A 246-nucleotide genomic window follows, 5' to 3' on the forward strand; every position below is an offset into this window, starting at 1 on the left:
AATTCACATACAGGTGACACAACCGGCTGGAGAACCATGCGGTGTATGACCATTGGCCGTTATTTAGCCATACTTTGTAACCAAAGGTTAACTAAGAATTGTGCCAGCGATAACCGCCAGGCGTTCGAAAACCGCCTGGCTGAATTTGACGGTGTCGGCCCCAAAACCATCGAGATTTTCATGCGCGATGCCGCCACGGTATTGTTTTGATCGCACCTTTGTATGTGGGCTGCGCCGGCTGGAGTT

General features: G+C 50.8%; 1 protein-coding gene. It reads left to right on the forward strand.

Annotation, left to right across the window (positions count from 1 at the left end):
- Window positions 1-210, forward strand: a 210-nt coding sequence (locus AC0L3B_RS40080; protein ID WP_473383524.1) for a hypothetical protein, incomplete at its 5' end; no start/stop codon positions are given.
- Window positions 211-246 lie beyond the last annotated feature (36 nt).

Source organism: Bradyrhizobium sp. Kon56, assembly GCF_055807635.1.